The sequence below is a fragment of the Flavobacterium sp. genome, from assembly GCF_035456225.1.
Classification (GTDB): Bacteria; Bacteroidota; Bacteroidia; order Flavobacteriales; family Flavobacteriaceae; genus Flavobacterium.
Genome location: NZ_DATIDM010000161.1, coordinates 49,415 through 73,263 on the forward strand (window position 1 = coordinate 49,415; position 23,849 = coordinate 73,263).

Below are 23,849 nucleotides of genomic sequence, written 5' to 3' on the forward strand. Positions count from 1 at the left end.
CAGGGAAACCCCGCGGGTTGATTTTATTTTAAACATTTAAAATAGTCAAAAGGCTCGAGACAGTCCTGACACTGAAAAAGTGCCTTACAGGCTGTCGAACCAAATTGGCTGACCAGTTTCGTGTTAAACGAACCGCATTGCGGGCATTTAACCAATTTTTTATTTCCCAGCAGTGCTTCCTTATCGGCTTCTGCACTTAGCGGTGCAGCGATACCGTATTTCTCCAGCTCGGTTCTTCCTTTTGGTGTAATCCAATCGGTGGTCCAGGCGGGTGAAAGCACTAAACTCACTTTGGCTTCCAATCCATTTTCCCTGAATGCTTTTTTGATATCGTCGCCGATAACATCCATGGCAGGACAGCCGCTGTAAGTAGGTGTAATTGCTATTTCGAAGATGTCATTTTCAACATTTACAGCACGAACCACTCCCATATCCATGATGGAAAGTACAGGAATTTCAGGATCGGAAACCGAAGCAAGAATATCCAGTATTTTTTTATCGATATGTTGAAGCTGTTCTGTCATAACTTAACTGTAAAGAATACAATGCTTTCCTTTACCAGGTCATGTTCGGATAAGTACGTTGCATATACTGCATTTCGGTCAGAATGTACCCCATATGCTCGCTGTGAACTCCATTTTTACCGCCTTTCTGGAAATATTCCATTTCCGGAGTTTGTAAGGTTGCTTCGTTTAAAACCGCACTCACTTTTTCGTAATATGCTGTTTTAAGAAGCGTTACATCAACTCCGATTTTTTCAGCCACCATGGCTTTATCGGCATCCGTCTGATGGAATAACTCATCGGTAAAAATCCACAAATCATTGATGGCATTCTGAATTCTAGTGTGACTTTCTTCTGTTCCGTCACCTAAACGTTTAATCCAGTCGGATGTGAAACGCACATGATATAAAACCTCTTTGATACTTTTTTTGGCGATAGCGGAAAGCATCTCATCAGTACTGTTCTGCAATTCCTCCAAAAATGCCAGATGGTAAACGTCAAACAAAAACTGTCTGCCAATTACGTAGGCGAAATCCGTGTTAGGCTGCTCGGCCAAAAGTACGTTCTTATACTCTCTTTCCAAACGAAGAAAAGCAATCGTATCTTCTGTGGCATCACCTCCCTGCAATTTGGCAGCGTACTGATAATAACTGCGTGTTTGCCCGAACAAATCAAGCGAAATATTCGTCAATGCGATATCCGTTTCAAGACTTGGTCCGTGACCGCATAATTCTCCCAGACGTTGTCCTAAAATCAGAGAATTATCCGCAATTCCAAGAATATATTGAATCAAATCCTTATTCATATTACATGTGTTTTAGTTCGTCAGGAAGTTCGTAAAAAGTGGGATGACGGTAGGCTTTGTCCATCGCCGGTTCAAACGTTTCTCCATTTTGATCCGGATTAGACGCCATGATCTGGCTTGTTGGCACAACCCAAATACTTACCCCTTCCATTCTGCGGGTATACACATCGCGTGCATTTTCCAGTGCCATGGTAGCATCACTTGCGTGAAGACTTCCGCAATGACGATGTTCCAATCCGTTTTTACTTCTTATAAATACTTCCCAAAGTGGCCAGTTTTTCATAATCTTATAGTTTACAGTTTACAGTCGCAGTCACAGTCTGAAAACTGTAAACCGCGATTGAAAAACTAAATTTTAAATTGCTTGTTCTAATTTCTTTTCTTCTTGTTTTTCGGCGTAAGCCATAGCGGCGTCACGAACCCACTTCCCGTTTTCATGGGCATTTACTCTTGCGGCAATTCGTTGCTTGTTGCAAGGCCCGTGTCCTTTAACCACCTGCCAGAATTCATTCCAGTCAATTTCCCCGAAATCATAATGTTTTCTTTCCTCGTTCCATTTCAGTTGCGGATCCGGAATGGTCAATCCTAAAATTTCTGCTTGAGGAACTGTTTGGTCGATAAACTGCTGACGAAGTTCGTCGTTGGTTTTACGTTTCAGTTTCCATTTTACCGATTGTTCCGTGTTAGGTGACTCGGCATCTCTTGGACCGAACATCATCAAAGAAGGCCACCACCAACGATTTAAGGAATCCTGAGCCATAGCTTTTTGTTCAGGAGTTCCGTTACAAAGTGTCAGCAAAATTTCGTATCCCTGACGCTGATGAAAACTTTCCTCCTTACAGATTCTGACCATGGCACGGGAATAAGGACCGTAAGAGGTACCCATAAGTGCCACCTGATTGATAATCGCCGCACCATCTACTAACCATCCCACAGAACCCATATCGGCCCATGTTAAGGTCGGATAGTTGAAAATACTGGAATATTTCGCTTCGCCTGAATGCAGCTGTTCGAACAACTCATCGCGGGAAATTCCCAATGTTTCGCACGCACTGTACAAATAAAGCCCGTGTCCGCCTTCATCTTGGATTTTAGCCAACAAAGCCACTTTTCTTCGTAAAGAAGGAGCACGTGTTATCCAGTTCCCTTCAGGCAACATTCCAACAATTTCGGAATGAGCATGTTGTGAAATCTGACGGATATGTGTTTTTCTGTATTTCTCCGGCATCCAGTCTTTCGGTTCGATTTTCTCATCTCTTGCGATGCGTGCCTCGAACATTTCCTCTAAACTTTTTATTTCATTTTCTGACATAACTTTTAGTATTCAGTGTTCTGTCGCAGTATTCAGTTTTACCCCGACTTTGATTAACTATTTCTGTACTAAATATACTGTTTGTGTACATCTGTAATCCTCTACTGAAACGGATTACCGGACACTATTTTGCTCATTTACAATCCGAAGTCCACCACCACTTTTTTGGAAGTCGGCACTGCCTGACAGCTCAACGTGTAGTTTTTCGCCAGCTCTTCCTCTTCAAGAGAATAGTTGAGTTTCATTTCTACAGTCCCTTCCACCACTTTACAACGACAGGTACTGCACACCCCGCCTTTACAGGCATAAGGCAAATCGGCACCGGCTGCGATGGCACCGTCCAGGATATTATCAAAATCCTCTCCCATAACAAAGTGGAATTCTTTTCCGCCATCCAGGATAGTCACTTCTGTGCCTTCCACTTTTTTCTCCAATATTTTGCTTACACGTTGCTTGTCTGCTTCCGAATTTCCTGTATGGAACAACTCAAAGTGTATTTTTTCTTTCGGTAATCCGGCCGCTGTCATTTCATCGCGAATCAGGAAAATCATTTCTTCCGGACCACAGATGAAACATTCATCAACCGAAGGAACATCGATGATTTTCTGGGTCAGTATCTGTAATTTTTCTTTAGTGAACCTTCCGTTGAACAATTCAACATTTCTATGTTCTTTACTTAAGAAGAAAAACACCTCAAAACGACCTAAATATCTGTTTTTCAATGCCTCAATTTCCTCCTTAAAGATAATTGATTTTACTGTTCTGTTCAAATAAAACAATTGAAAAGTACTTTCCGGCTCTAAAGCCAAATGCGTTTTGATAATGGAAAGTATCGGCGTAATTCCGCTTCCCGCCGCAAAAACAACATAGTTTTTAGCAACTTTCGGATTAACATCCTTGAAAAAAACACCGCTTGGCGACATTATTTCCAGAACATCCCCTTTTTTCAAGGTATTATTTACAAAACCTGAAAATAAACCGCCGTCGATTTGTTTAACCGCCACCTGCCACTTATTTTCTATTGGGCTGGAACATAGTGAATATGAACGGCGCACTTCGGCACCATCAATCATTGTTCTTACGTTTAGGTGCTGTCCTTGCTTGAATATAAATTCAGGTTTTAACGCTTCCGGAATTTCAAACTCGATAACAGAACAATCCTTGGTTTCCTTATAAATATCCGAAACCTTTATACTGTGAAATTTACTCATTGCAATAGCTGTTAATTTTAACTAACAATTGTTAGTTTGCAGTGCAAAAATAAGTAATATTTCAATACGTATGCCTCTATGATTTAAAAAAAATGAATTTGCTGGGAAATATTAACAGAAGTCGTATTCAAAAAATAAATTCAGAATAAAATCTAAACAATTCCGTGCAGTAAAACCTGCGTCATGTTCGATTTTAAAACAGCGGCATTGAAACCTTTTTTCTTTCCGTACCAAAGGTAAAGTGTTCGCAATGTGGAATGTAGTGAAAAAATAATCACTTCGGTATTTAAGTCTTTCAACTCACCGTCTGCAATTCCTTTCATTATAATTTTGCGGAAATTCTCTTCATATTCTTCACGCATTTTGATGAAATATGCCAACTCGGCGTCTACAAGATGCATCCAGTCGGAGTTCAGGGAAGCCAAAGCGTCCGTGTCCCTGACCGTGATGTCAATATGCAGTTGAATCACTTTTTCGATTTTCTGAATGCAGGTAACGTTTGACAGCATGATTTCGTTCATCCCATTGGTGAACTCCTCTGCAATTTCGATGACAATTAACGCCAGAATTTCCTGTTTGGACCTGATGTGGTTGTACAAACTAGCCGCTTTAATATCCATTGCCTGCGCAATATCACGCATGGTTACGGCGCTATAGCCTTTTTCCTTAAAAAGCTTGGCCGCTATAGTTATTATTTCGGTTTTTCTGTCTAATGATTTCATCGGTTGCAAAAATAGAATTTATTTCAGCTTTGGTAACATTTGCTACAAATTAATTCGGCTCCCGGTCGTACATTTGCTTAAAATTAATACAACATGGGATTATTAGATCTTTTAGGATTGGGAAGCAAATCGGATGCTATTCAGGAATTTGCCGCCAAGGGAGCAGTGATTATCGATGTGAGAACTGTTGGTGAATTTTCTTCGGGACATATCAAAGGTTCTAAAAACATGCCGTTAGACACAATCGCATCAAAAATAGAAGAAATCAAAAAATTGAATAAGCCGGTAATTGCCTGTTGCCGTTCCGGAATGCGAAGTGCACAAGCGACTTCCATTCTAAAACAAAACGGGATCGAAGCCTTAAATGGTGGTGGCTGGGAAAGTTTACAACGCAAGCTTTAGAATTTCAAAAAAATCCCGCTTCAATGGCGGGATTTTCTTTTATAATTTAATCGTCTTACCCAACTGATTTTCCGTTTGGATTACCTGATTTTTGTATTCCAGTTTCCAGCCTAATGCGTTGGTTACGATCAGTATTTTAGCCAATTCGCTTACTAATCGGTTTTCGGCATTGGATTTCAGTTTTGACTTTTCGATTTTTCTTGCCAGATCGGCTTTTACCTTTTTATTGATTTTATTGTAATCGTCACCCGTAAAAGGATTCAGGGTACTTTGGTCAACATCATAAAACTGAATGTCCGGACTGATTTTAATTTCTTCTTTCGGAATGCTGACAATGTTGATGGTTTTGTTTTTTTCATCAATATCGTATTTCACCTTGCTCAAATCATAAGCAACAGTAACATCGGCGTTGATGATGATAAGTGCTTTTTTTTCAAAGGATAGCAGGTTCATCATATATTTCTGCTGATCCTTATAGGTCATAACCTGGGAATAATGTCCTTCGGTAACAACCAATTTCCCAACGTTTTTTATCTGCTGTTCGATTAAATCGGTGTTGTATTCGGTTGTTTCTGTTGGCTTTTCGGAAGTAAAATACTTAAACAGAACCACCCCGACAATCACCAAAACAATCAGCCAGATGATTTTACCGGAACGCCCAATAGTCTGAATCAAAGGGACAAGCATATTTTTTATGTCGGTTTCTGCAGACGAACCTCTTCTGGTAGCCATAGCTTATTAATTTACCTATAAAGGTAGTGAAAAGTTAAATCAGATTATTGTCCTTTATTTTTTTGCAGACTTCCATACAAATCAACAGGCTTTTTCCATTGGGAATCCATTCTTATGGACTCTTCGAGACTTCTTAATCCTTTTATAGTTTGATTTTTTTTGAGATAGATTAAGCCCATTAAAAAAAATGAATCGGCTCCCAATTTAGATTTAAAAGATAAAAGATAAAATTTTGACAGCCACAAATAACCTAAAGAGTAAATTGAACTTGCTATTTTAAAAATCTTATCCTTTGGTTCAACATAGCTTATTAAGTACATACTGTCATTATAAGACATGCGCGAAGGAGAAGTCTTCATTCGCAAATAACAACCTAAAGCCCTCCAATAAAGTTTATCACTATAAAATGCATCTCCCAAAAACAAATAAAGCAAAGTGCATTTCTTGTAATCTAACCCTTGCTTTAATAAGTCGACACTCTTAAGGATTTCATTTTGGTCTTTATACAAATTGGACAAGAACACAAATGCTGCAATCCTTATTTTTTTGTCTGTTGACTTATCCGATATAAGTCTTTTCAGATCACTTTCCGACTCTTGCTTTTTTTTAAGAAAAAAATTAGTTTTTGCCTTCTGAAAAAGTAGCCATTGATCATTTGGTATGTCTTCAAGTTGCCGATGTATTATCTCTAAATAATATTTTTGTTTGAGAATAATCTTATCGTCATCCGTTTCAAATATATTGTGATTTAAGAATGCATTTTGCAATACTCCAATTTTAATATTATTTTCAATAAAATAATTGTCAAGACGTTCATGAATAGGATATTGAAATTTGACATGTCCCGAATTAACAAAAAGCCTCAATATTCCAACCGGATAACTTACCAATTTATTATCCGATTTATTTCTGTATATCTCATTTCGGAAAACCAAATAAGCTTCTTCCTTGGCTTTTTTTAAAAAATCAAGAAATGTCCTATCGTAATGAAAAACTTCATCTGCGTCAATTATAAGTATCCACTTACCTTTAGCTTTGGAAATGCATAAATTTCTGGCATATGAAAAATCATCAATCCAATCACTGTAATAAATTTTATCCGTGTACTTTTGGGCTAATACCGTAGTTCTGTCAGTGGAAAAAGAATCAAGTATGACAATCTCATCTGCAATTTCACTTACAGACTTGAGACATTTCTCAATACTTGACTCTTCGTTTTTTGTAATAATACAAACTGATAAAAACAATTTATACTATTTTAAGAATGATAGAAAGCATCCACCTCTGTTTGCTCAACATTGTAATTAACTTCTACTCCATTCGATTGGTCTTCAGTAGAAACATCATTACTTTGAACACCAAAAAGACAAGACACCAATGTAACTAAATAAGTAAACATATTTTTTTAAATTTAGAATTAGCCGACAAATTATAAAAAAATCTTCTTGTATATGTAAGTATTTTTGTAAAAATTTTTTTTCACATTCCCCCTTGTTTCTTTAGAATAGTAATTATTGACAACTGTGAATATAATATTGATTAAATTGTTGAAAGTTAATTTTTCAGCCTTTATCAACCCCTTTACAAATTGAGTATTCACGAAGATCTTTTCTTCATTGTTTAAGACTAAAAAATCATGATCTTTAAAAAAATATTTCCACAATAAACATCTAAAAACCCTTATAAACCAATAATGAAAAATAAAATCATATGCAGGAACAATAACTGTTCTTGAAAAAGAAACAGACAAAGATAATTGCTCTACTGTTTTGTCTTTAACAGCATTTTCATCGAGCATGTCAAATATCTTTAAAGCATTGGTCAGCAAATCAATATTTTTGAAACAAACTCCAATAACACCTGAATTCCATACAACTGTATCTCCAGATATAGGAGTGCCATTATCCCTAAAAAATTTCAAAAGATTTTCGTTTATCAATAAGTTCTCAAAATTAGAATTAACTCCACTGTTCAAATTGTATTCCTGACAATGTAAAACGCAATTTCCTTTTTTGACAGACCTAAATAATTCATTTGAATTCTTAATAAAAAAAGTATCCGAATCCAGAAACAACACAATTGTTTTATATTTCTTTAAAAATTCAATTATCAAAATTATTTTCAACCTGAAGATATTTTGATATTTAATAAGAACTTCGTTTACTAAAGTTGAGTCAACAAATTCAAATACAACATTATCAAAGCAAGGCATGTTTTCCTTAAAGAAAATAATGTCATCCGTATAAATAATGATTTTACCGAAAAAAAATCTGTTTGTCTTCTTGAAAGACATAATTGAGCATATAACTTCATAATGACATTTCTCGTTGTTTAAAGAAATGTACATCAAATATTTTTTTCTCGGTAGCAAATGAAATCCCATCGATAATACTATTTTATCTGTCTGAAGTTAACATCAAAGCTTGTACAATAACAAAAACTACATAAATGCAAATAAAGCCTCGTTTTAAAATGAAATATGAGGCAATTGAAATTGAAGAGCCTTTATTTTCTGATTCAGATTTTCCAAAAACTTCTTATGTTGTTCCGAATCCGGATTAAAAGACCTGTGCTGCAATGCTTTCTGGATTGATGCCACGGTTTCCATTACAGGGTGACATTGTTCGGCGATCATCGTCTGAAAAAAACGTTCCCAGATATAATCGATTCCCGTTTGGTTGGGATGCAGCATGTCTTCGGCATAAAAACGATAATCCCGGAGTTCATCCATCAGGATTTCGTAACTCGGAAAATAAATAGTGTTCGGCGAGCCGTGTTCCGTTAGCAGTACTGAATGCAAAGCGGTTATCAGATGGGATTTGCTCAACTGATTTTCAACAAAACCATCTTTGATGTGCCTCACCGGTGAAACGGTAAAAATGAATTTACAATCGGGATTAATTTCCGTTATCGATGCGATTATCTTTTGCAGACTCTCTTCAATCGTAACTACCGAAAGTAATTCCTTGGTAAAAGCTCTTTGTGGCACTTTATGACAATTGGCAACGATTTCACCAGTAGTATTATTGCGATACACCCATGCTGTTCCCAGAGTAATCGTAATGTGAGTAGCATGGATTAAATCATTTCGAAAGTTTTCCACTATGGTATTGAGCCTGTGGAGCAAGGCTTCCTTCTCTTGTGAATCTAATTCGGAATGCACATCAAAAGAATGCCATAAGTCATTGTGAAAGAAAATATCGTCTTGCGAAAAATTTGTCCCTGAAGCTGTTTTCCGAATTATTTTCTCGATGGAAACCGGATTAAAAATGATTCCGAAGGGATTGACCGTATGCTGAAATTTGAAGTAATCGAATTTTTCGCCGATGTTTTCAGCAAAACAAGAACCCAAAGACACTATTCTTGAAGCGTAGTCAATGGGATTGCTACTTTTAGGAATAGGTATTTGGGTTCTGAAATGCATACTAAGTTTAGTTTAATGCAAACTTAGTAATTTTTATTAATAGTAGTATTGGAATACTATAGATCCTCTGCTGGCAGTAACCGGATAATTGGTGTTATTGTACGTATACTGAATCTGATCATTTACTGAATTTGCGGCCGAAACCCCAGTGGTGGAAATCGAAGTGATATTATTCATATTTCCGTTTAAAGCGGTATCATGATACGTTAACTTATCGAATCCAAGTATACCTTTATAAGGGGAATTTTTGGTGTCGTAGGTGTAATTATTAACTTCCGTAACAGGGCTTCCGTTAACGGTTCTGTAGGTTTCCATGCTGGAAATTCTTCCGTTTGTAAAGAACACTTTTCTGTTTACAATCTGTGCGCTTGTTGAAACGACATCACCACGATAACCTGCCACAGAAACAGTCCCGTCACTATTGTAACTAAATGTAGCTCGGTACGTAACCGTATTGACAGCATTCACTCTTCGGTAATTAATCAACCGATTGTCTACATTATACTCATACAACTCTTTAGAGTTCAAAACATTATCGGTAAAATAATCTCGTTCCGTAATAAGGTTCCCGGTATATACATAATCGACATGTCTTCCATCCGAAGAAGTCACTCTGACAAGCTTACTACCACTGTAGGTATAATTATCTGTAGAAACACTGGTTCCGGAATTGGTAGTTGCCACAATTCTTTTTACCAGAGGCAAATTTGGATTTAATTTAGCATCGGTTTCTGAATCAGAAATAGTATCAACAAATTCATCATTAGAACACGAAGCCAGGAGCGCTATCGCAATCATCCCTAAAACACTACTAAGTCTTTTCATAATTTTTTAAGTTTTTGATTAAACTTTAGCAAAGAAATAAAAAAATTGACAACGAATATGCATTTTAACGATTTTTTTTGACTTTAATCGATTAATTATCAGTTGGTTATGTAAAAATCCTGTTAAAAAACAATTGTATTACTTTCCGAAGTGCATCTAAAGGCCGCTAAAATAACGTTATAAAGGAAAAAAAATCATAATATTTATACAAAATACTGATTTACAACAAAATAAAAAACCCAAATCGAATTGATTTGGGTTTTTTATTATATTAAAGTAAACTATTCGTAGAAATATTCAAAAATCAAAGAAGGACCATTATTATCCCTAGGATCTACAGCTGTCGCTTTTGACAAAAAATTATCTGTATTATAAACATTTACCATTTCGTCTACATCTACAACATCATTAACAGAACTAGCATATGTGATTGTCGTTACATTATGAATATTTTGAAAATTTCCCTGATCATAAAAAGCTAATTTATCATACCCCAAGATTAGACTCGTAGGTGCATTTGCCGAATCATAAGTATAATTTGTAGACAACGTTTCCAAATTCCCGTCAATAAACATATAACTTTCAATTTTACTCACCAATCCGTTTTCAAAAAAAACCTTTTTATTAAGATCGGTAGGCGTATCTTGATTAACCGAATCGCCGGTATAAGCAGAAATTGAAATTGTTCCGTCATTATTATAAGTATACACGACTTTATATCCTGTATTACCCCTTATTTGTTTACGGGCAATTAACTCATTGTCATTATTATACTCGAGAAAATTAACCTCTTCCAAAACATTATTCTGAAAAAATTCAATCTTAGTTATTAATTCACCGGTATAAGTATATTTAAAATAGCTCCCATCAGACGAAACCATTCTGGTTAACTTATTACCATCATAGTAATAATCTTGGGTAGTATTACCAGTGGCTCCAAAATTTGCCGTCGCTCTCTTTAATTTAGTCCCATTTATATTAAAGCCTGAATCGGAAGAAGCTCCACCATCATCTGAACAAGAAGAAATTAACAATACTAAAACGCTGAATAGACTAAAAAGCTTTTTCATTTTATTTTTTTAAATTTTAACAAAAAAAAGAAAAAAAACACCTCTAGACAAATGGTTTTATAAAAAAAGAAAACCCAAATCAAATTGATTTGGGTCTTTTATTATTTCATATAGATAAAGTTATTCATAGAAATATTGAACAGCAATTACATGTTCGGAACCTTGCTGTGTCTCTGTTTCTGTTATCGGATAATTTTGAGAGTTATAAGTATACACTGTACTTGAAATTGGCTGATTTACACCTAAAGTAGTAGTGTGTAGATTACTTGTCATATTATTTAAATAATTTGTTCCATAATCTGTAAATGCAAACCAAATTTTATCATACCCCTTAACATTTTTCATCGGTTGATTTTTATCGTCATAAGTATAAGTATGTGTTATTGTATGAGCAGGTGTACCATCAAATTCCGGTGCATATTCCTCAATCTTATCAGAGTAAATTTTCCCTTCTCTGTAAAATTCAGTTTGTGAAGAAACATCTCCTGTAAATTCTTCATAAGAAACAGTTCCATCAGAATTGTGGGTATATAACACCTTGGAACTTCCACCGCCTTCGCCTAAATAATCAAGCCATTTGGCCTCGATTAATTTACTTTCACTATTATAGGTATAGACAAAAGCTTCATACCTAGCATCATTTTCATCAAAAGATTCAGATTTAGTAATCAAATCCCCTGAATAAGTATAAACTTCATATGTTCCGTCATCATTCGTTATTCTTTGCAACTTGTCGCCGTTGTAGGTTAAAATACTTGTAGTAACAGCTCCATCCCAATCTGTTTCTATAATTTTTTTCAATAAAACAGTAGCTGAAGAATCATTCGAAGAACTGTCGCTGTCACTTGAACATGACGCGAATAAAAGTGCCAACGCACTAAAAGCGTAAATAAGTTTTTTCATAAAAATTTTGATAAATATTTTTTTACAAATAAAAGAAGTATTACTGTTATAAAAAAGCCAGCTTTTGTTAAATAAAAAACCCAAATCAAATTGATTTGGGTTTTTATTATTTCATATAGATAAAATTATTCGTAGAAGTATTGAGCATTTATAACATCTTGTGATCCCATTCCATCTGAATCTGAATTTAGGACGGAACTTATTGGATAATTCGTTGCGTTATATACATACGTAGTGTTGTCTGTAACAGCTTCATTTGATGACAACGCATATGAAATTCGGTTCTGACTGCGTCCAAAAGACTCATATTCGCCGGCAACTTCAAAAGCTATTTTGCTAAATCCTGTCACATTTTTAAAAGGACTGTTCTTGCCATCAAAAGAACTAACACGGGTATAATTTATAACTCCACCTGACATTGACTTTTCTACAACTTCACCATCTTGCAATTGTAAAGTTCCTGTATAAGTTGCATAATTAGCATTACCTATTAAATCTTCCGTCTCTCTTGTAAAAGAAACCGTATTATCAGCATTATAAGTATAAGTTGTCGTTCTTTCAGTTTCATCATCACGCTTCTTGTATACAACTAAAGCATCTGTTTCGTTATATTCAAAAAGATCCTGATAAATCAAAGTATTTAAATCAGTATAATATTCAATTTTGGTAATTAAATCTCCAGTATAATAATACATAGCATAACCACCAACTGAATAATCAGCTCTGGTTAATTTTGTCCCATTATAAGAGTACAAAATTGTTGAATTATAATAATCCCCTGGATCTGCATTCTCTGAACTATAAATTATTTTTTTTATCAAAGTTGCACTTGAGGAATTGTCAGCAGTATTGTCGCTGTCGCTGTCACTTGAACATGAAGCGAATAAAAGTGCTAATGCACTGAAAACATAAAGGAATTTTTTCATTTGTTTTTTTTTAGTTATTCTTACAAAATAAAACTTAAAATGAATAATAAAAAAGCCAATCCACAGCGAATTTGTTATAAAAAAAGCCCAAATCGATAACAATTTGGGCTTCAATTAAATATAATCAAAATCTTACTTCACAAATTCAACCGCTTTTTCCAAGGCTTCTTTAATTCCTCCTACATTTTTACCTCCGGCTGTTGCGAAGAACGGTTGTCCTCCTCCGCCACCCTGGATGTATTTCCCAAGTTCACGAACCACTTGTCCTGCATTTAAGCCTTTGCTTTCCACTAATTCTTTTGAGATGTAAGACGTCAGCATCGGTTTATCATCTGCGGCTGTTGCTAAAACCAGGAACAAATTATCTTTGTTTTGTCCTAACTCGTATGCCAGATCTTTAGCGCCGTTGGCATCCAAATCAACTTGTATCGCTAAGAAATCAATTCCGTTGATATTTTGCAATTGAGCAACCAATTCCCCTTTCAGGTTTTTCGCTTTCTCTTTCAGCAATTGCTCAATCTGTTTTTTCAGTTTCGTATTTTCGTCCTGTAAAGAAACTACCGACTTGATTACGTCCTGTGGATTTTTCAATGTCTCTTTAATTTCTTTTAAAGCCAACTCCTGAGCCGCAAAGAACTGTTTCACCGCATCATTCGTAATCGCTTCAACACGACGGATTCCAGCCGCTACTGCTCCTTCGCTTGTAATTTTGAAATGCCAGATTTCAGCTGTATTCTTCACATGAATTCCTCCACACAACTCCATGCTTTCTCCGAATTTGATCGCACGAACATTATCGCCATATTTTTCTCCGAATAATGCCATTGCACCTTCTTCAATTGCCTGCTCGAACGGAATACTTCTTCTTTCGATCAGCGGCAATTGCTCCTGAATTCTCGCGTTCACGAAATCTTCCACCTTTTGTAATTCTTCATCGGTCACTTTTGCGAAATGCGAGAAGTCGAAACGCAGGTAATTAGGTGCTACCAACGATCCTTTCTGCTCCACGTGTGTTCCTAAAACCGAACGCAATGCCTGGTGCAACAAGTGTGTAGCCGAGTGGTTACTCGCTGTATGATTTCTTAAATCTGTATTTACTTTTGCCACTAAAGTACCGTTTACATTTTCCGGTAAGCTTTTAGCAAAATGCAGAATTAAGTTATTCTCTTTTTTAGTGTCAATGATTTCGATAGTTTCATTTGCCGATACCAAAGTACCTTTATCACCAACCTGACCTCCTCCTTCCGGATAGAACGGCGTGTTGTTTAATACGATTTGATATAATTTTCCGTCTTTTTTGGAATCTACTTTACGGAATCGTGTAATTTTCACCTCGTTCTCCGTTTGATCGTAACCTACAAAAGTTTCTACATTTCCGGGAACCAAGATGTTCCAGTCTTCAGTTGAAACTTCCGAAGCCGCACGCGAACGGTCTTTTTGTTTTTTTAACTCGGCTTCAAATTCCGCTTCATTATAGGAATACCCTTTTTCTTTTAAGATAAGGGCCGTTAAGTCTTTCGGGAATCCGAATGTATCGTACAATTCGAATACTTTTTCACCTTTAACTTCTTTGCCTTGCGTTTCAGCAACAACCTTTTCCAATAACTGCAACCCTTGATCCAAAGTTCTTAAGAAAGACGCTTCTTCTTCTTTGATTACGTTGGATACCAAATTTTTCTGAGCCACAATCTCCGGAAAGAAAGCCCCCATTTGGTTACTCAACACCTCAACTAACTGATAGATGAAAGGTTCTTTCGTATTTAGGAACGTAAATCCGTAGCGGATAGCACGACGTAAAATACGACGGATTACATAGCCGGCACCACCGTTTGAAGGCAACTGACCATCGGCAATAGCAAACGCTACCGCACGAACGTGGTCTACAATTACACGAATGGCAATATTGGTTTTGTTTTGCTCTTCGCTGATGTCTTTTATTTCGTTACTGGTATATTTTTTACCTGTGATTTGTTCTACTTTTTCGATTAGCGGCGTAAACACATCGGTATCGTAATTCGAGGTTACGCTTTGCATCGCCATACACAAACGCTCGAAGCCCATTCCGGTATCTACGTGTTGTGCCGGAAGTTTTTCCAATGAACCATCCGCTTTACGGTTGAATTCCATGAATACGTTGTTCCAGATTTCCACTACCTGCGGATGATCGGCGTTTACCAAGTCACGACCTGAAACAGCTGCTCTTTCGGCATCGGTGCGTAAGTCGATGTGGATTTCAGAACATGGTCCGCACGGCCCTTGGTCACCCATTTCCCAGAAGTTGTCTTTTTTGTTTCCTAAAATGATACGATCTTCTGAAACATATTGCTTCCAGATATCGAAAGCGTCTTGGTCGAACGGCACATTTTCTGAAGGATTCCCTTCAAACACGGAAACATACAAACGGTCTTTTTCCAGTTTCAACACTTCTGTCAAGAATTCCCAAGCCCAAGCCAACGCCTCTTTTTTGAAGTAATCGCCAAACGACCAGTTCCCTAACATTTCGAACATGGTGTGATGGTAGGTATCAAAACCTACGTCTTCCAAGTCGTTGTGCTTTCCGGATACACGAAGACATTTTTGCGTATCGGCTATTCTTGGTGATTTTGGTGTTCCGTTCCCAAGGAAGAACTCTTTAAACTGCGCCATCCCGGAATTGTTAAACATCAAAGTCGGATCGTCTTTTAAAACAATCGGTGCAGAGGGCACAATTAAGTGTCCTTTGCTTTCAAAAAAATCAAGGTAAGCCTTACGAATGTCTTGTGATTTCATTTTTTTATTTATTTCGGCGATGTGATTCGCACTAATTTTATTTCGATTCAAAAAGGTAAAATGGCTGTTCTCCTAGCCCTGATTGGAGAGGAAATCCTGGCATTGGGAGATTGTCCGGCAAGCTCGCAATGACAGATTACAACGGAAAGCAGGAATATGGATTACAAATAAGCCAAATGTTTCGCTTCAAAAAATCAATTGCTTTGAAACATTTTTTAAATTTGTTCGTATAACCCCTACAACCGATTAACCAACACCATTTTACAAGCAGCAAAAATAGTATATTTTAGAACATGTCGAAGGTAAAATATATTTATGATTCCGAAAAATTGGCCTTTCTCAAAATCAAGCCGAAGAAAGGGCGAAAGTTGGGCTATTTTGCCTTGTTTTTGGTGGCTTCGGCCTTGTTTGGCTTTTTGTGTTTTGTGATACTTTTGAACACCTCGTATTTCGAAACCCCTAAAGACAAAATTTTGGCCCGTGAAATTGAAAACATGCGAATCAATTATGCGCTGCTTGACAAACGTGTGGAGCAACTAGACGAAACCATGAGCGATTTGGAAGCGCGTGACAACAATGTATACCGTGCTTATTTCAACAGTTCACCGATTGATGCGGAAAAAAGGAAAGGAGAAGAACCGGGTGCAAACCGATACAAACAACTGGAAGGCTATAATAATTCGGATTTGGTAATATCTACGACTAAACGTTTAGACATCATTTCGAACCAGATGGCTTTTCAGTCGAAATCGCTTGATGAAATTCATAAATTAGCCAAAGGGAAAGAAAAATTACTGGCTGCAATTCCAGCGATTCAACCGGTAAAAAATGAGGAATTAAGACAGATGGCTTCAGGTTTCGGATACCGAAGCGATCCGTTTACCAAGATACGGAAGTTCCATAAAGGGATGGATTTTACGGCAAGAACCGGAACACCGATTTACGCTACGGGTGATGGTGTTGTGGAAAAAGCGGATGCCTCACTTTCGGGATACGGAAACCATATTGAAATCCGCCACGGTTTCGGTTATAAAACATTGTATGCGCATTTAAGCAAATACAAAACCAGACCGGGACAAAGAGTAAAACGAGGCGATGTGATTGGTTATGTGGGAAGCACGGGACGAAGTGAAGCTCCCCATTTACATTATGAAGTATACCAGAACGGAAAAGTGGTGAATCCACTGAATTTTTATTACGGTTCGATTTCGGCTAAGGAATATGTGTTAATTTCACAAATTGCCAACCAGGAAAATCAGTCGTTAGATTAGAGAAAAAAGAAGCAAGAGACAAGAGACAAGAGGAAAGACATTTGCTTTTCACTTATAACTCTTAACTCATAACTTATAACTAAAAAATGCATTTAGACTTACCAGAAAAAAGATATTACAGCATTGGCGAACTGGCCAAGGCTTTTGACGTAAACGCTTCCTTAATCCGTTTTTGGGATAAGGAATTCGATATATTGAAACCAAAAAAAAATGCGAAAGGCAATCGTATGTTTACACCCGAAGACGTAAAAAACCTTCAACTGATTTATCATTTGGTAAAGGAACGCGGTTTCACTTTAGACGGTGCAAAAGTACATTTAAAAGAAGGCCAGAAAAAAACGCTGGACAAATTTGAAATCATCAGTAAATTGGAAGCTCTTAAAGTACAGTTGACCAACATCAAAAACGAATTATAAGTAACAATTCACAAAATAATCGACTAATACAAAAATCAACTTAAATTTTAAAAAAATGAGAAAATTTGCACCAATATTAATCATTGTAGCCATTCTGGCCGTTATCGGGTTTTGGTATATCGGGATCAAAAACGGAGCCATCCGCGAAAATCAGGCGGTAGGAAAAGAATGGGGTAATGTGGAAACGGCGTATCAAAGAAGAAATGACCTTATCGGAAATTTGGTTAAAACCGTAAAAGGCGCTGCCGATTTCGAGAAAGGAACTTTGACTGCAGTTATTGAAGCGAGAGCGAAAGCTACTCAAGTAAGCATCGACCCATCTAATGTTACTCCGGAGCAATTGGCGCAATTCCAACAGGCACAAGGCGGAGTTTCATCAGCTTTATCAAGATTATTGGTAACCGTTGAGCAATATCCTGACTTGAAAGCAAACGCCAATTTCTTAAAATTACAGGACGAATTGGCCAGTACGGAAAATCAGATTTTGACAGCCAGAACCCGTTTTAACGAATCGGTTCAGAGTTACAACAACTATATCTTAAAAATCCCGAACAACTGGTTCTTGGGTGAATACAAGGAAAAACCATTCTTTGACGCAGTTGCAGGAGCAGAAAAACCAGTGGATGTTGAATTTAACTTTGACAAATAAACCAAGCGATGTCTTTAACTGAAGATTTTCTAACCCCGGAAGAAGAGAAAGAAGTTGTACACGCGATTTCTTTAGCCGAAAAAAACACTTCCGGCGAAATTAGAGTCCATATAGAAGCACATGCAGAAAAACCTCCTATCGAAAGAGCGAAGGAGGTTTTTCATCAATTGGGCATGGACAAAACCGAGGCCAAAAATGGCGTTTTATTTTATGTTGGCGTACAGGATCATTCTTTTGCCATAATTGGCGACAAGGGAATCGACGATTTGGTAGAAAACGATTTTTGGGACTGTACCAAAGATCTCATCATCGATCATTTTAAAAACCAACAGTTCAAAACAGGGCTTGTCGAAGGCATCCTGCGTGCGGGCGAACGCTTGAAAAAATATTTTCCATATAAGGACGATGATGCTAACGAATTATCTAACGAAATATCCAAAGGATAAATGACAAATTTCATTTTAAAAATGATCAAATTCTCGATTGCAATTGCATTTTTATTATTGCATCAATTAGGATTTGCCCAATTCGATATTCCTAAAAAACCAAGTTTTCAGACCAGTGTTTACGACTATGCGAATTTGCTGAATTCAGCCGAGAAACAACAACTTGAAGACAAACTGGTTCGTTATTCTGATTCTACTACCACACAAATCGTTGTCATTACCATTGAGGATTTAAAAGGCGAAGACATTGGTATTTTGACCCCAAAATGGGCGCACGAATGGGGCATCGGACAGGCCAAGGAAGACAATGGTGTTTTGGTTTTACTTTCCAAGAACGATCGTAAAATTTGGATTGCACCCGGTTATGGAGTCGAAGATCGATTAACAGCTGGTATCAATGGAGAATTGGTCCGCAACATCATCATTCCGGAGTTTAAAGCCGGAAGCTATTACAACGGTTTAGACAAAGGTGCGGATGCTATTTTTGATGTTTTAAAAGGCAAATACAAAGGCGAACGAAAAAGTGACAAATCAACGGGTGGCGGAAAAATTATTTTCTTCATTATCATCTTCATAATCATCATTGCGATTCTTTCCAGAAACAAGCGTGGTGGCGGTGGAAACAGCGGCCGTTTTTCCGGACCGGATTTAGGCGACATTATCATCTTGAGCAGTCTTGGCCGTGGTGGTTTTGGCGGCTTCGGAGGAGGAGGTTCTTCCGGAGGAGGATTTGGAGGCGGCGGCTTCGGTGGCGGCTTCGGCGGCGGAGGTTTTTCCGGTGGAGGCGCCGGTGGAAGCTGGTAACTTCAGACAGCAGATTGCAGTATACAGATTATAGATAAAAAAAGAGATTGCGAAAGCAATCTCTTTTTTATTTCATCCTACTTAACGTACTAAATACTTTTAAGAACTCATTGTACAATCGTTAACACTGCACAACAACTAATCAGCGTACCTTTAAGTAAAATTATAAGGTCATGAAAAATTATGCAATTAGGCTGGTATGGTTTACCACACTTTTTGTCTTTATTTTTACCGGGCTTTGCCAGACAAACGCCTTGCTCCCATTGATAAGCAGTTTGTTTATTTTGGGCAGTTTTCTTGTACCTTATATGGTTTACACTGTACTTAACGATGATTATGAGACCGATAAGAAATTTAAAGACTGGTATGCCGACAATCCTGAAAAGCATCAATTGCGAAAAAAGCATTTACATAAGATAAAAAACTAAAATTCCACAATCTTTTTTAAGAGGCTGCTTAAGCGGCCTCTTTTTTAGTACATCCAATTTCGGGAAGGCTTTTCTTTACCTGCGAATTTTTCAATTTTATACGTTAACGAAAACATCGCATATCGTTTCAATACCGTGTTTTCTTCGTCTCTTATGGTCGTTGCGGATATTGTTCTTGTAGCGCTTTGATTCTGATTCAGCATATCATAAACCTTAACTTTCGCTATAAATTTCTTATTGTAGAAACTGTAAGACAGACTGGTATTCCACAGATAGAAATCCTTTTTAAACCCATCCGAAATATTTGAATTGTAGGTGTATCCGAAATCATTTCCGAAAACCCAATTCTTTGGCCAGTAATTTGTGGTCTGAATATTAAACCTATGTATTCTGTTAAGTGACGAACTAATCGCATAATTTGTATAATTCGTTTCGTTGTACGAAAAATTATACGATGGAGCTATCGTCAACAATTCGCCATAATCATAATTAAAAAACACTCTTGGCGTCAGACGCAAGGCTCTTGCTTCATATATTTCCCCGTCTGTAAATCCTTTAGACAGTGCGTAATTAGCATTAATTCCAAAACCGAAACGGTATTTACTCGCTTCCTGTTTGATGCTCTTGCTCCAACTTCCCCCACCGTAAGAAGAATACGTATCGGATACATTCTCATAGGTAGTCAGGCGCTGACCTCCATCACCGTATGTGGTTGAAGACACTATCTGACTCTCATAGAAGTTCCCTCCGGCGTAAACATACACCCCTGATCGGCTGGCGTAATCATAGTTATTGAAGTTTAGATATAAGTTGTGGCTCTTTTCCAGATTCAAATCAGGATTCCCTGTAAATGTATTCAACGGATTGGACGAATCCAAAACCGGCAATATCTGACTGGCCGTTGGAAAATCAAATGAAAAATCATAACTTATCCAGATTTCTTTAGATTTATTCAGCTTATAATTAAAGAACATATTCCCAAAAGGAATCATATAATTCTTATTCAGATCCGTCGTGATTCCAAGATATTCGGAATGATTGTCAAAGTGCGAAATGGCCGTTCCTCCCGACATGGAGAGCGTAAATTTTTTCTTTTCCCAACTAAATCCGGCATTGGGACGAACTGTTTTCACAAACGAAGACATGAAATTTGTCAAACCTGCGTTCGGATTGGAATACGATTGCGAAGCCGAGTCAAAATCAAAGGCCTCACGGTCTTCCGATGTTCTGTTCCATTCGTTCGTAACTCCTACGTTTACACTTAACGAATCGACCACCGGTTCCACATAATTCAGATTCAGATTATACTTATCCTTCAGATTTCTATTCTTTTTTAACTGATCCCTGAAATCGTCAGGCTCTGCCCCTTCATAAAAAATAGTAGCCGATGTATTGGTGGCATTTATTTCGTCTTTATTATTTTCCTTATCAAAGGACACTCCTATATAACGTCCTTTTCTCTTGAAACCTTTATTGAAATAAAGTGAGTTTTTAAAGCTGTTCCCGTCACTCTCATCAAAAGTATTCGAAGTGCTTTCGTTTAAAAGGACGTTACTTTCATCTGTTGTAAACTGATACGATTTATCCCTGTCTTTTCCGTGAGATTTTGAAAATCTGGGAACCAAAACCACAGAAGTTGTGGAATCAATTTTATATTCAAATTCAAAATTCATATTATGTCCGAAACGATCGGAAGTTGTCTGCGAATTGCTTTCCATAAGAAGACCTCCTTCATCTGATGTCAAAAGGCTAGCCTGTTTTACCCTATTGTTATTTTTGGTATGCTGATCCGAAAAAAAGTAACTTCCTGAAGACTCCAAATCTTTAACCCATTCGTCGGTGTAATTAACACCCACAATATCCGACTGTGTAATTCCGGTATTGCCTCCAAAACGCATCCCGTTAACCCCGAATGATCCGTTATCGTTATAGTATGCCGAACGGCTACGGCCTCCCCCCATATTATCGAATATTTCATCCATAGAAAACCCGACAGAATTGATATTGTTGGAAGACGCTAAAACACTGAATTTCGTTTTATTCTTAAAATAATTTATCAGCCCACTGGCTTCATAACGATCATCGGTTCCGTATCCACCCATAAATTTGCCGAACATCCCTTTATTTTTATCCTCATCAATAGTTAAATTGATACTGGCATTATTCGAACTGGCCGACTTACCTGAAAGTTCTTCCTGTTTGGTTTTGAGATCCGACACCTGTATTTTATTGATGATATCTGAAGGCAGATTCTGCAGGGCAACTTTTCCTTCTTTATCAAAAAAAGGCTTTCCGTTCACCATAATTTGGGTTACTTCTTTTCCGTTCACGGTAATTTTACCTTCGGCATCAATCTCTACGCCTGGCAGTTGTTTCAGGAGGGTTTCAACATTCGCGTCGGGTCTGACTTTAAATGAAGCCGCATTAAACTCTAAAGTATCTTTTTTAATACGGATGGGAGGCGCATCTGCTTTAACAACAACCTCATTTAACATTTTGGATTGTTCTTTCAGAGCAATAACCCCAAAGTCGATAGTTTTTAAAAGTTCGTTGAAACTTTGCTTGTGATCTTCAAATCCTACCATAGACACTTTCAGGAAAACGGGTTGGGTAATCTTTTTAAAGGGTAGCGAAAAATTCCCGTTTTTATCGGTAATGGTATAATCTACAAGTGAAGAATCTTTGGCCATCGAAAGATAAACCGTTACGGATTCCATTGGAAGTTTGGTAGCTTCTTCAATAATTTTCCCTTTAATAGTAAAGGATTTTTGAGAAAAAGCACACATTGAAAACAGTGCAATAACGAACGTGAAAAAATGTTTAGGCATCGATAAAAAAATTGCGGTTAAAATGATTTCTCATTAAAACCGCAAATTAAAGTTTTTATTATGTAGGAATTTTATTTATTGTGTAAATTTTAACAGACTATTTCTGTCTGAAGTAAATATCGATCGGCACGCCCTCAAAATTATAAATTTGACGCAACTGATTTTCGATAAAACGTTTGTACGGGTCTTTCACATATTGCGGAAGATTACAGAAAAACACGAACTGAGGCGTCGGTGTCGGTAACTGCATACAATATTTGATTTTCACGTATTTTCCTTTCAATGCCGGTGGCGGTGTACGCTCGATAATCGGTAGCATCGTTTCATTGAATTTGGATGTAGAAATACGCTGTTTTCTGTTCTCAAAAACTTCAACGGCTGTTTCCAGAGCTTTCAGCAAACGTTGTTTTGTCAGTGCTGAAACGAATAAAATAGGCACATCAGTAAACGGCTCCAGTTCTTTTCGGATTCTCGCCTCATAATCACGGGCTGACATAGTATCTTTTTCCACCAAATCCCATTTGTTCACCAAAATCACGATTCCTTTACGGTTCTTCTCCGCCAGCCAGAAAATATTCTGATCCTGACCTTCGAAACCACGGGTAGCGTCAATCATAAGAATACAAACATCCGAATGTTCAATGGCACGAACCGAACGCATTACGGAGTAAAATTCCAAATCCTCTTTTACTTTCGCTTTTCTTCGGATTCCTGCAGTATCCACCAAATTGAATTCAAATCCGAAACGGTTGTATTTTGTATCGATGGCATCACGTGTAGTCCCAGCGATATCAGTAACCACGAATCGGTCTTCTCCAATCAATGCATTGATGAACGATGATTTTCCGGCATTAGGACGACCTACCACACAAAAACGAGGCAATGGATTTTCTTCTTCCGTAGCTTCCGGTAATTCCGGCAACACTTCCACCAGTTTATCCAAAAGCTCTCCAGTTCCGCTTCCGTTCATTCCGGCAATAGTGAAATATTCACCTAACCCTAAATTATAAAATTCGATGGCGTCTTTTTCACGCATCGCATTATCCACTTTATTAACCGCGATAAGGATTGGCTTGGTAACTTTACGAAGCAATTTTGCCACTTCAGCATCCATTGGTGTGATTCCTTCTTCCACATCCACCATAAAAATGATAGCATCGGCTTCATCAATGGCCAATTCTACCTGACGGCGGATTTCCCCTTCAAAAATATCATCCGAACCCTTAACGTATCCACCTGTATCAATAACCGAAAACTCTTTTCCGTTCCATTCGCTCTTTCCGTAATTACGGTCACGGGTCACACCGCTCACCGAATCCACGATAGCTTCTCTTCTTTGAATTAACCTATTGAAAAAAGTAGATTTTCCCACATTTGGTCTTCCTACAATGGCTACGATATTG

The 23,849-nt window shown here is 37.4% G+C and carries 25 protein-coding genes; 7 read left to right on the forward strand and 18 right to left on the reverse strand.

The window, feature by feature from the left end; all coding sequences use genetic code 11:
• Positions 1–23: 23 nt before the first annotated feature.
• The 6 genes from paaD to VLB74_RS09610 form a co-directional block, all read right to left on the reverse strand.
• A complete protein-coding gene (gene paaD, locus VLB74_RS09585; RefSeq protein ID WP_325203233.1) occupies positions 24–524 on the reverse strand; it encodes a 1,2-phenylacetyl-CoA epoxidase subunit PaaD in 501 nt (166 codons plus the stop codon).
• A gap of 31 nt (positions 525–555) precedes the next feature.
• Positions 556–1,308 carry a 1,2-phenylacetyl-CoA epoxidase subunit PaaC gene (gene paaC, locus VLB74_RS09590; RefSeq protein WP_325203234.1) on the reverse strand — a complete coding sequence of 251 codons (753 nt, stop codon included), beginning with the start codon at positions 1,306–1,308 and terminating at the stop codon, positions 556–558.
• 1 nt (position 1,309) lies between these two features.
• The gene (paaB, locus tag VLB74_RS09595) at positions 1,310–1,594 is read right to left on the reverse strand and encodes a 1,2-phenylacetyl-CoA epoxidase subunit PaaB (RefSeq protein ID WP_325203259.1); all 285 of its coding nucleotides are present in this window, start codon (positions 1,592–1,594) and stop codon (positions 1,310–1,312) included.
• A gap of 69 nt (positions 1,595–1,663) precedes the next feature.
• Complete coding sequence (paaA, locus tag VLB74_RS09600; protein ID WP_325203235.1) at positions 1,664–2,620, reverse strand: 1,2-phenylacetyl-CoA epoxidase subunit PaaA; 957 nt, start codon at positions 2,618–2,620, stop codon at positions 1,664–1,666.
• A gap of 137 nt (positions 2,621–2,757) precedes the next feature.
• The gene (paaE, locus tag VLB74_RS09605; RefSeq protein WP_325203236.1) at positions 2,758–3,831 is read right to left on the reverse strand and encodes a 1,2-phenylacetyl-CoA epoxidase subunit PaaE; all 1,074 of its coding nucleotides are present in this window, start codon (positions 3,829–3,831) and stop codon (positions 2,758–2,760) included.
• A gap of 152 nt (positions 3,832–3,983) precedes the next feature.
• Positions 3,984–4,553, reverse strand: a complete 570-nt coding sequence (locus tag VLB74_RS09610; RefSeq protein WP_325203237.1) for a TetR/AcrR family transcriptional regulator — start codon at positions 4,551–4,553, stop codon at positions 3,984–3,986.
• 93 nt (positions 4,554–4,646) lie between these two features.
• On the opposite strand from VLB74_RS09610, the gene VLB74_RS09615 reads away from it, so the two are divergent.
• On the forward strand, positions 4,647–4,955 hold the full coding sequence (locus VLB74_RS09615; protein WP_325203238.1) for a rhodanese-like domain-containing protein: 309 nt from the start codon (positions 4,647–4,649) through the stop codon (positions 4,953–4,955).
• A 39-nt stretch (positions 4,956–4,994) separates the two neighbouring features.
• Here VLB74_RS09615 and VLB74_RS09620 read toward each other — a convergent pair whose 3' ends face one another.
• The 10 genes from VLB74_RS09620 to alaS form a co-directional block, all read right to left on the reverse strand.
• Positions 4,995–5,642 carry a DUF4230 domain-containing protein gene (locus VLB74_RS09620; RefSeq protein WP_325203260.1) on the reverse strand — a complete coding sequence of 216 codons (648 nt, stop codon included), beginning with the start codon at positions 5,640–5,642 and terminating at the stop codon, positions 4,995–4,997.
• Positions 5,643–5,731: 89 nt separating this feature from the next.
• The gene (locus VLB74_RS09625; RefSeq protein ID WP_325203239.1) at positions 5,732–6,934 is read right to left on the reverse strand and encodes a glycosyltransferase family 2 protein; all 1,203 of its coding nucleotides are present in this window, start codon (positions 6,932–6,934) and stop codon (positions 5,732–5,734) included.
• Between the two features lie 11 nt (positions 6,935–6,945).
• Positions 6,946–7,086: a hypothetical protein gene (locus tag VLB74_RS09630; RefSeq protein ID WP_325203240.1), complete on the reverse strand. Its 141-nt coding sequence runs from the start codon at positions 7,084–7,086 to the stop codon at positions 6,946–6,948.
• 30 nt (positions 7,087–7,116) lie between these two features.
• Positions 7,117–7,980 (reverse strand): hypothetical protein, encoded by an 864-nt coding sequence (locus VLB74_RS09635; protein WP_325203241.1) that lies wholly within the window; start codon positions 7,978–7,980, stop codon positions 7,117–7,119.
• A 174-nt stretch (positions 7,981–8,154) separates the two neighbouring features.
• Positions 8,155–9,111: a GSCFA domain-containing protein gene (locus VLB74_RS09640; protein WP_325203242.1), complete on the reverse strand. Its 957-nt coding sequence runs from the start codon at positions 9,109–9,111 to the stop codon at positions 8,155–8,157.
• Positions 9,112–9,147: 36 nt separating this feature from the next.
• Positions 9,148–9,936, reverse strand: a complete 789-nt coding sequence (locus VLB74_RS09645; RefSeq protein ID WP_325203243.1) for a hypothetical protein — start codon at positions 9,934–9,936, stop codon at positions 9,148–9,150.
• Between the two features lie 281 nt (positions 9,937–10,217).
• Entirely contained in the window at positions 10,218–11,006 is a 789-nt protein-coding gene (locus VLB74_RS09650) for a hypothetical protein (protein ID WP_325203244.1), read from the reverse strand.
• Between the two features lie 120 nt (positions 11,007–11,126).
• Positions 11,127–11,909: a hypothetical protein gene (locus VLB74_RS09655; RefSeq protein WP_325203245.1), complete on the reverse strand. Its 783-nt coding sequence runs from the start codon at positions 11,907–11,909 to the stop codon at positions 11,127–11,129.
• A 125-nt stretch (positions 11,910–12,034) separates the two neighbouring features.
• Positions 12,035–12,835 (reverse strand): hypothetical protein, encoded by an 801-nt coding sequence (locus tag VLB74_RS09660; protein WP_325203246.1) that lies wholly within the window; start codon positions 12,833–12,835, stop codon positions 12,035–12,037.
• Between the two features lie 132 nt (positions 12,836–12,967).
• Complete coding sequence (gene alaS, locus VLB74_RS09665) at positions 12,968–15,604, reverse strand: alanine--tRNA ligase (protein WP_325203247.1); 2,637 nt, start codon at positions 15,602–15,604, stop codon at positions 12,968–12,970.
• Between the two features lie 293 nt (positions 15,605–15,897).
• Between alaS and VLB74_RS09670 the strand changes: the two genes are divergently transcribed.
• The 6 genes from VLB74_RS09670 to VLB74_RS09695 all read left to right on the forward strand — a co-directional run bounded on the left by VLB74_RS09670 (position 15,898) and on the right by VLB74_RS09695 (position 19,618).
• Entirely contained in the window at positions 15,898–16,875 is a 978-nt protein-coding gene (locus VLB74_RS09670) for a M23 family metallopeptidase (RefSeq protein ID WP_325203248.1), read from the forward strand.
• Between the two features lie 86 nt (positions 16,876–16,961).
• Complete coding sequence (locus VLB74_RS09675) at positions 16,962–17,291, forward strand: MerR family transcriptional regulator (protein WP_325203249.1); 330 nt, start codon at positions 16,962–16,964, stop codon at positions 17,289–17,291.
• 55 nt (positions 17,292–17,346) lie between these two features.
• Complete coding sequence (locus tag VLB74_RS09680; RefSeq protein WP_325203250.1) at positions 17,347–17,940, forward strand: LemA family protein; 594 nt, start codon at positions 17,347–17,349, stop codon at positions 17,938–17,940.
• A gap of 8 nt (positions 17,941–17,948) precedes the next feature.
• Positions 17,949–18,386: a TPM domain-containing protein gene (locus tag VLB74_RS09685; RefSeq protein ID WP_325203251.1), complete on the forward strand. Its 438-nt coding sequence runs from the start codon at positions 17,949–17,951 to the stop codon at positions 18,384–18,386.
• Positions 18,387–18,407: 21 nt separating this feature from the next.
• Entirely contained in the window at positions 18,408–19,190 is a 783-nt protein-coding gene (locus tag VLB74_RS09690; protein ID WP_325203252.1) for a TPM domain-containing protein, read from the forward strand.
• Positions 19,191–19,363: 173 nt separating this feature from the next.
• Complete coding sequence (locus VLB74_RS09695) at positions 19,364–19,618, forward strand: hypothetical protein (RefSeq protein WP_325203253.1); 255 nt, start codon at positions 19,364–19,366, stop codon at positions 19,616–19,618.
• A gap of 44 nt (positions 19,619–19,662) precedes the next feature.
• Here the strand turns inward: VLB74_RS09695 and VLB74_RS09700 are convergent, their stop codons facing one another.
• Positions 19,663–22,446, reverse strand: a complete 2,784-nt coding sequence (locus tag VLB74_RS09700) for an outer membrane beta-barrel protein (RefSeq protein WP_325203254.1) — start codon at positions 22,444–22,446, stop codon at positions 19,663–19,665.
• A gap of 97 nt (positions 22,447–22,543) precedes the next feature.
• Positions 22,544–23,849, reverse strand: a 1,306-nt coding sequence (gene der / locus VLB74_RS09705) for a ribosome biogenesis GTPase Der (RefSeq protein WP_325203255.1), incomplete at its 5' end; no start/stop codon positions are given.

What these genes read in the sequence shown, in the direction of transcription:
- paaD (WP_325203233.1), bottom strand. Translation starts at nt 524, where the DNA reads ATGACAGAACAGCTTCAACATATCGATAAAAAAATACTGGATATTCTT.
- paaC (WP_325203234.1), bottom strand. Translation starts at nt 1,308, where the DNA reads ATGAATAAGGATTTGATTCAATATATTCTTGGAATTGCGGATAATTCT.
- paaA (WP_325203235.1), bottom strand. Translation starts at nt 2,620, where the DNA reads ATGTCAGAAAATGAAATAAAAAGTTTAGAGGAAATGTTCGAGGCACGC.
- paaE (WP_325203236.1), bottom strand. Translation starts at nt 3,831, where the DNA reads ATGAGTAAATTTCACAGTATAAAGGTTTCGGATATTTATAAGGAAACC.
- VLB74_RS09610 (WP_325203237.1), bottom strand. Translation starts at nt 4,553, where the DNA reads ATGAAATCATTAGACAGAAAAACCGAAATAATAACTATAGCGGCCAAG.
- VLB74_RS09615 (WP_325203238.1), top strand. Translation starts at nt 4,647, where the DNA reads ATGGGATTATTAGATCTTTTAGGATTGGGAAGCAAATCGGATGCTATT.
- VLB74_RS09620 (WP_325203260.1), bottom strand. Translation starts at nt 5,642, where the DNA reads ATGCTTGTCCCTTTGATTCAGACTATTGGGCGTTCCGGTAAAATCATC.
- VLB74_RS09630 (WP_325203240.1), bottom strand. Translation starts at nt 7,086, where the DNA reads ATGTTTACTTATTTAGTTACATTGGTGTCTTGTCTTTTTGGTGTTCAA.
- VLB74_RS09635 (WP_325203241.1), bottom strand. Translation starts at nt 7,980, where the DNA reads ATGTCTTTCAAGAAGACAAACAGATTTTTTTTCGGTAAAATCATTATT.
- VLB74_RS09640 (WP_325203242.1), bottom strand. Translation starts at nt 9,111, where the DNA reads ATGCATTTCAGAACCCAAATACCTATTCCTAAAAGTAGCAATCCCATT.
- VLB74_RS09645 (WP_325203243.1), bottom strand. Translation starts at nt 9,936, where the DNA reads ATGAAAAGACTTAGTAGTGTTTTAGGGATGATTGCGATAGCGCTCCTG.
- VLB74_RS09650 (WP_325203244.1), bottom strand. Translation starts at nt 11,006, where the DNA reads ATGAAAAAGCTTTTTAGTCTATTCAGCGTTTTAGTATTGTTAATTTCT.
- VLB74_RS09655 (WP_325203245.1), bottom strand. Translation starts at nt 11,909, where the DNA reads ATGAAAAAACTTATTTACGCTTTTAGTGCGTTGGCACTTTTATTCGCG.
- VLB74_RS09660 (WP_325203246.1), bottom strand. Translation starts at nt 12,835, where the DNA reads ATGAAAAAATTCCTTTATGTTTTCAGTGCATTAGCACTTTTATTCGCT.
- alaS (WP_325203247.1), bottom strand. Translation starts at nt 15,604, where the DNA reads ATGAAATCACAAGACATTCGTAAGGCTTACCTTGATTTTTTTGAAAGC.
- VLB74_RS09670 (WP_325203248.1), top strand. Translation starts at nt 15,898, where the DNA reads ATGTCGAAGGTAAAATATATTTATGATTCCGAAAAATTGGCCTTTCTC.
- VLB74_RS09675 (WP_325203249.1), top strand. Translation starts at nt 16,962, where the DNA reads ATGCATTTAGACTTACCAGAAAAAAGATATTACAGCATTGGCGAACTG.
- VLB74_RS09680 (WP_325203250.1), top strand. Translation starts at nt 17,347, where the DNA reads ATGAGAAAATTTGCACCAATATTAATCATTGTAGCCATTCTGGCCGTT.
- VLB74_RS09685 (WP_325203251.1), top strand. Translation starts at nt 17,949, where the DNA reads ATGTCTTTAACTGAAGATTTTCTAACCCCGGAAGAAGAGAAAGAAGTT.
- VLB74_RS09690 (WP_325203252.1), top strand. Translation starts at nt 18,408, where the DNA reads ATGATCAAATTCTCGATTGCAATTGCATTTTTATTATTGCATCAATTA.
- VLB74_RS09695 (WP_325203253.1), top strand. Translation starts at nt 19,364, where the DNA reads ATGAAAAATTATGCAATTAGGCTGGTATGGTTTACCACACTTTTTGTC.
- VLB74_RS09700 (WP_325203254.1), bottom strand. Translation starts at nt 22,446, where the DNA reads ATGCCTAAACATTTTTTCACGTTCGTTATTGCACTGTTTTCAATGTGT.